At 72.6% G+C, this 5,067-nt stretch carries 6 protein-coding genes; 1 reads left to right on the top strand and 5 read right to left on the bottom strand.

The window, feature by feature from the left end; genetic code table 11:
• Window positions 1-209 precede the first annotated feature (209 nt).
• The 4 genes from ABWI04_RS41595 to ABWI04_RS41580 form a co-directional block, all read right to left on the bottom strand.
• Entirely contained in the window at window positions 210-623 is a 414-nt protein-coding gene (locus ABWI04_RS41595) for a hypothetical protein (protein ID WP_345173599.1), read from the bottom strand.
• Between the two features lie 102 nt (window positions 624-725).
• Complete coding sequence (locus ABWI04_RS41590) at window positions 726-1,097, bottom strand: hypothetical protein (protein ID WP_353835852.1); 372 nt, start codon at window positions 1,095-1,097, stop codon at window positions 726-728.
• Window positions 1,094-2,002: an alpha/beta fold hydrolase gene (locus tag ABWI04_RS41585; RefSeq protein ID WP_353835851.1), complete on the bottom strand. Its 909-nt coding sequence runs from the start codon at window positions 2,000-2,002 to the stop codon at window positions 1,094-1,096. Before ABWI04_RS41585 ends, ABWI04_RS41590 begins: the two co-directional genes overlap by 4 nt.
• Entirely contained in the window at window positions 1,999-2,724 is a 726-nt protein-coding gene (locus tag ABWI04_RS41580) for a DUF998 domain-containing protein (RefSeq protein ID WP_353835850.1), read from the bottom strand. The genes ABWI04_RS41585 and ABWI04_RS41580 overlap by 4 nt, the downstream gene beginning before the upstream one ends.
• Before the next feature lie 403 nt (window positions 2,725-3,127).
• Here ABWI04_RS41580 and ABWI04_RS41575 point away from each other — a divergent pair, with 403 nt between their 5' ends.
• Window positions 3,128-4,414, top strand: a complete 1,287-nt coding sequence (locus ABWI04_RS41575) for a KamA family radical SAM protein (RefSeq protein ID WP_353835849.1) — start codon at window positions 3,128-3,130, stop codon at window positions 4,412-4,414.
• Here the strand turns inward: ABWI04_RS41575 and ABWI04_RS41570 are convergent.
• The coding region (locus ABWI04_RS41570) for an MFS transporter (RefSeq protein ID WP_353835848.1) at window positions 4,374-5,067 on the bottom strand (694 nt) is incomplete at its 5' end. The two genes, ABWI04_RS41575 and ABWI04_RS41570, sit on opposite strands and share 41 nt — an antisense overlap.

The following is a 5,067-nucleotide window of genomic DNA, read 5'->3' as shown; positions in this document are numbered from 1 at the left end:
GCGGGGGCCCGCTCGGGCGGGCCGGGCTCCGCCGGGCGAGGCGTCACGGGCCGCGACGGCTCGCCGGTGCCGGTCATGGCCGCTCCAGGAGGACGGAAGGAAACACGGTGGGCCGCAAGAACGCAGCTCATCGCATCGTATGGCGTCCTTTCGCCTGCCTCGGCGCCCCACGCCCGGAGTGGCGATCCTCACGCCGCCGGGACTTGGCCCTAGCCCTCGTCCTTGCGGCAGTCGGCGCCCAGGCACGACGCGTTCTCCACGACCGGCCGGCCGTCCACGAGGATCGTGTAGTAGTTGCGGCGCGACTCCTGCTCACCGCTGCCGATGACCTCGACCGGCTTCTCGTCGGAGGTCATGCCGGTGCAGGACACGCGCATCTTCGTCCGCGTCCAGCCGGGCAGGTCCGCGCACCGCAGCGGCGCCCCGAGCCGCACGCCGCGCTTCTGCAGCTCGGCGGTGGCCGTCACGGGAAGCGCCCTGCGCAGTGCGGCCTGCGTCTTGTACTGCAGCTCCTCGCCCCCCGACAGCAGCAGGAACGCGCCGCCGCCCACGGCGGCGATCACGAGGAGCGCTACGGACCCCAGGATCAGGGCCGGCTTGCGGCCGATCCGGAGGCGCGGCATCTTCACGCTGGGAATCTTCACACTCGCTACGTCACCGACGGTACGGCCCCGTATGCACTGCGTGTTCGGATTTTCCGTTCCGTATGCGGATTCGTTGCCCGGTCAGCCGTTCGGGTGCTCGCAGCCGAGGCCGAGGCAGCTCTTGCGGAGCACCTCGCGCCCGCCGACGCTCACCACGTAGGACTCGCGCGGACGTTCGGTGTCGGCGTCGTGGACCACGCCCTCCACGGTGACCGGCTCCCCGGTCGTGGTCAGGGCCGTGCAGTCGACGCGCACCTCCGCGTCGGTCTCCCGGCCCGGCGACCTGCAGTCCGGGCGTTCCCGCAGCTCGATGCCCTGCTCGCCCAGTTCGTCCACGACCCCGTCGGTGACGGCGTTGCGGTACGCCCCGTCGGAGATCCTCTGCATGACCTTGCAGCCGGACATCGTCACGGCGAGCAGGACGGCGAGCACGGCGGCGGGGAGGCGCCTCATGCCGCCCCCTCCATCCGGCGGAGGCCGGCGACCGCGTCGGCCACCGCGTCGGGACGGTCGAGCGGGACCATGTGCAGGGCGTCGGGCAGCTCGATCCGCGTGCCGTGCGGGGTCATCCCGGCGAGCCGCTCGTGCGCCTCGGCCCAGGCGCGCTTGCGGTCGTCGCCGTCCACGTCGCCCAGCGCGGTCACCACGGCCAGCGGGACGGGCGGGAAGGGGCGCCGCTCGCGGAGACCCGCCAGGTCGGCGGCCATCTCCCGGTAGGCCATGTCCTCCGCGAGGACCGTGCCGAGGACCGTCCCGCGCCCGTACACCGACAGGACGACCTCCTCCGGGACGGTGTCGTCCCGGAGGCTGGTGCGCTTGAGGACCATGCGGCGGCCGAACGGCCCGGCGACCCGCGCCAGCCGGGTCGCGCCGAGCACCGCGCCCGCCGCCGCGGCGAGCGGGGCCAGCGCGGCGGCCAGCCGCACGGGCACCCACGCGTCGCCCTCGTAGCTCGGATCGAGCAGCACCATGCCCCGCACGAGCCGGTGGCGCGTCCTGGCCAGCGCCTCGGCGGCGAACGCGGCCATCGAGTGCGCGAGGACGGTGACCGGCCGGCCGGCCCGCTCCGCCAGGGCCCCCATGACGGCGGTGTCGCGGCGCAGCGAGGGCGGCGCGGCGGCCGCGGGGCTGAGGCCGAGGCCCGGACGGTCGTAGACGATCACCCGGTGGTCCTCCCGGAGCAGCGCGACGGAGGGCTCCCAGTCGAACCAGGCTCCGCCCAGCCCGGAGCTGAGCAGCAGCGGCGGCCCGTCCGCCGGGCCCGACTCGACGACGTGCACCTGCTCGCGGCCCACGTTCACGATCTCGCCGGGGCCGAGGTCCGCGCCGCCGTCCGCCCTGCCGTCCGTGCCGCTCACAGAAGGGCCTCCGCCCGCTCGTCCAGCGCGCCCCGTGCCGCGCGCGCCGCGTCCCTCCGGTCGGAGTACAGCGCCCACGCGATGGTCAGCAGGCCCAGGCACAGGATGCCGATCTGGACGCGCTGGACGATCCCGAGCCACTGCCCCGCGTACATCGCCACCAGCGTCCCGAGCGCGGCCACCGACTCGGCGAGCGCCAGCAGCCAGCCCCACCGGGCCAGGGCGGGCCACCAGCCGTACCGGCGGGCGGCCAGGGACAGCAGCAGCAGCGCCGCCACCCCGCAGACGATCACGGCGCTGCTGGTCACCGAGTGGAACTCGTGGGAGAACGACACGTTCTCGGAGCGCTCCCGGAGGGCGCACCAGGTCTCCAGGCTCGGCGCGCAGTCCAGGGGGAAGGACGCGTCGCCGATGGCGCACACGCCGAACAGGCCGAGGAACACCCACCCCGCGGTGGCGAGGGGCGCGCGGGTGAGCTTGCGGAGCGTCCCGGCCGCCACCAGGATCGACAGGACGCCGGTGATGAGGTCGCCGGCGCTGTAGACGAAGTGGAACGGCTGGTCGGAGGCCGAGAGCTCGCTCACATAGCCGTTGAAGAAGTCCAGCTTGGGGCTGAGGAGGTTCTCCAGCACGAAGCTGGCGTAGGTGACCGACGCCAGCCCCGCGAGAACGATCAGGTGCATGGGGACGACACCCGGCCCGCCCCGGTGGTCAGCGTTCACCCGGCCCCCTCACGCGCGCGCGGTCCCGCGCGCCGATCGGTCCTACCCGCCCCCCAGTATTTCCGAACCGGCCGCGGGTGTGTGACCTGGGGCGCTCTTTGCCGAGTATCCGCTGGCCGAAGACTTGGGGGCGGCTGACGGAGAAGTTGACGTCCTGTAGCCGTTGGACAAGACATGAGGCGTCAACGATGATGACGGAGCCTATTTGTCGGGGATGTCCTGACCATGGCTTTGTCGGGGACGTACAGGGGGTACTAATTCGGCATGAAGCCACCCCAAACGGTTGAATGAGGTGGCCCGAGCGGTTCTGATCACGGTACGTGGCGGCGCGCCCGGGTGCGCTTCCCCCGCTGACAGCAAGGAGTACCAACACGTGACACTGGTGAACGACGCGGCTCCCGCAATGCGATCCACCGGTCGCAAGTTCCGCGCCTTCACGGCGAAGCACCTCGACGAGCTCACCGCTCGCGCGGGGCTGACACCCGCGCAGCGGCTCGCGACCCGGGCGGTGGCGACGGTCCTGCCCTTCCGGACGAACGCATACGTCATCGAGGAGCTCATCGACTGGTCGGCCGCGCCCGACGACCCGATCTACCGGCTCGTCTTCCCCCAGGAGGACATGCTTCCCGCCGAGGACGTCGCGCGCCTGTCGGACCTGCTGAGCCGCGAGGCGCCGAAGGCGGAGATCGAGGCCGCCGCCCACGTGGTGCGGATGAAGCTGAACCCGCATCCGGCGGGCCAGATGGAGCTCAACATCCCGAGCTTCGGGGACGGCAAGATCCCCGGGATGCAGCACAAGTACGACGAGACGGTGCTGTACTTCCCCAAGCAGGGCCAGACCTGCCACGCCTACTGCACCTACTGCTTCCGCTGGGCGCAGTTCGTCGGCGAGGCCGACCTGAAGATGGCCGGCGACGAGCCCACCGCGCTGCGCGAGTACATCCTCGCGCACCCCGAGGTCACCAGCGTCCTGTTCACCGGCGGCGACGCCATGATCATGGGCGAGCCGGTGCTGCGCCGCTACGTCGAGCCGCTGCTCGACATCGAGCAGCTCGAATCCATCCGGATCGGGACCAAGTCGCTGGCGTACTGGCCGCAGAAGTTCGTCACCGACCCCGACGCCGACGACATGCTCCGGCTGTTCGAGCAGGTCGTGGCCTCGGGCAAGAACCTGGCGTTCATGGCGCACTTCACGCACCCGCGCGAGCTCGAACCCCTCATGGTCGCCGAGGCGTGCCGCCGCATCCGCGACACCGGGGCGGTCATCCGCACCCAGGCGCCGCTGATCCGGACGATCAACGACGACCCCGCCGACTGGGAGAGCATGTGGCGGACGCAGACCCGGATGGGTCTGATCCCGTACTACATGTTCGTCGAGCGCGACACGGGCCCGCAGGACTACTTCGCGGTGCCGCTCGGCCGGGCGTACGAGATCTTCCGCGACGCCTACAAGCACGTCTCCGGACTGGCGCGGACCGTCCGCGGCCCGTCCATGTCGGCCACGCCCGGCAAGGTCTGCGTGGACGGGGTCATGGAGATCGCGGGCCAGAAGGTCTTCGCGCTGCACTTCATCCAGTGCCGCGACGCCGATCTCGTCGGCAAGCCCTTCTTCGCGCAGTACGACCCTGAGGCGGTCTGGCTGGACCACCTCAAGCCGGCCTTCGCCGACCGCTTCCCCTGGCAGAAGTAGCCGCGTCCGTGGCGTGTTCGCTTCTCACAGGGCGAACACGCCACACCCCCCGGCGCAGCGGCCGGTGGAGCCAGAGGCACGCCACCAGCGTCGCGGCCCCGCACAGCGCCATGACCCGTCCGGGCGCCACCGCCTCGCCCAGGGCGCCCGCCAATCCGATTCCGGCGGCCTGTCCGGTCATGAGGCCGCTGCCGTACAGGCCGACCGCCTGCCCGCGGATCTCCTCGGGCACCGCGTCCACGAGCCGCCGCTGGACGACCAGCTCGTACCCCAGCCCGAACGTCCCCGCCGCCATCAGCGCGCACGCCGCCGGAAGGCCCGGCCCGAAGGCGAACAGCAGGAGCGGCGCGCCGGTCAGCGCGGCCAGCGGCAGCGCGAGGCGCTCCCGCAGGTCCGGGCGGATCCAGCGGGCCGCCACCAGGTTCCCGGCGAACATCCCGGCCGCGGCGGCCGACAGCAGCAGCCCGGCCGCGTCCGGACGGCCGAGGCCGTCCGCGTAGGGGACCGCGACCCCCTCCGCCCCCACCGACAGGGAGATCGGCAGCCACCCGGCCAGCAGCAGCCCGCGCGTCGTGGGGCGCCCGAGCAGGAGCCGGTTGGTGCGCCACGTCGCCCGCGCCGCCCCGGTGGACGCCGACGGGGCCGGCGCCGGC

Source organism: Actinomadura sp. NPDC000929, from assembly GCF_040492065.1.
GTDB classification, from domain to species: domain Bacteria; phylum Actinomycetota; class Actinomycetes; order Streptosporangiales; family Streptosporangiaceae; genus Spirillospora; species Spirillospora verrucosospora.
Note: the sequence above shows the minus strand (reverse complement) of the source record. Positions and strands in the feature narration are given on the sequence as shown.

Bases quoted from the DNA above. Each gene is read 5' to 3' on its own strand.
- ABWI04_RS41575 (WP_353835849.1), top strand. From the start codon at position 3,128: ATGCGATCCACCGGTCGCAAGTTCCGCGCCTTCACGGCGAAGCACCTC.
- ABWI04_RS41590 (WP_353835852.1), bottom strand. From the start codon at position 1,097: ATGAGGCGCCTCCCCGCCGCCGTGCTCGCCGTCCTGCTCGCCGTGACG.
- ABWI04_RS41595 (WP_345173599.1), bottom strand. From the start codon at position 623: ATGCCGCGCCTCCGGATCGGCCGCAAGCCGGCCCTGATCCTGGGGTCC.